Source organism: Pedobacter sp. 01N416 (assembly GCF_056399685.1).
Genome location: NZ_JBFTRT010000964.1, coordinates 1 through 842 on the forward strand (window position 1 = coordinate 1; position 842 = coordinate 842).

Consider the following 842-nt stretch of genomic DNA (forward strand, 5'->3'; position numbering starts at 1 on the left):
CACTTAGGTTAGGGAAATATTTTAAAACGATATCGGGCTTTACATCAAGCATATTGTAAATTGCTAAGGATTATTGAATTTATTTCCAGTTTACTTTTTTCTTGCCAAACAAGGCTAAAAATCCGTTCAGGGTTAAAAACAGAAACAAAAGTATGTCTAAAATCGGGAACCACCAACGCAAATCGCTATAGTTTAAGCGTTTCAGCAATTTTGGATAGATAAAACACCTGATGATGATGCTTAATCCGAGGATGCCTAGGGCTACATATTGCGCCTCACGGCTAAAAAACATACATGTGGCAAAGAACGCATAAAACAAAAACTGAAAAACAATCTGAAGACTTAAAATAAACTTATGCTTCGATTTATAGAACTTTCCGGCGCCAAAATGACGTTTTTTCTGCCTCAGGTAACCTCCCCAGGTATTATTGGGTTCGCTCCAAACATGGCTATCGCGGTGTAAACGGATCTCTGTATTGTATTTATTGGCATGTGCGTTTACGAATAAATCATCATCTCCAGATGGRATATGCATGTGTGCTGCAAAGCCTTTATTTTTAAAAAAAAGCGATTTTTTATAGGCCATATTACGTCCAACCCCCATATACGGCATGCCTTTTAAGGCGAAAGCCAGGTAATTTACAGCAGTAAAAAAGGTTTCGAAGCGGATTAATGCATTTAACAGACTTCTTTTCTTCATATAGGGCGAGTAGCCCAAAACGATTTCAGTATTTTCATCAGCAGGCTGTTGCATATCCATTAACCAATGCTCAGAAGCTGGTGTACAATCTGCATCAGTAAAAACCAGCCAATCATACTTAGCTGCCTTTATACCCATGGTT

The 842-nt window shown here is 38.0% G+C and carries 1 protein-coding gene; it reads right to left on the bottom strand.

The window, feature by feature from the left end; translation table 11 throughout:
- Window positions 1-79 precede the first annotated feature (79 nt).
- Window positions 80-842, bottom strand: a 763-nt coding sequence (locus AC1DND_RS28705) for a glycosyltransferase family 2 protein (RefSeq protein ID WP_477586350.1), incomplete at its 5' end; no start/stop codon positions are given.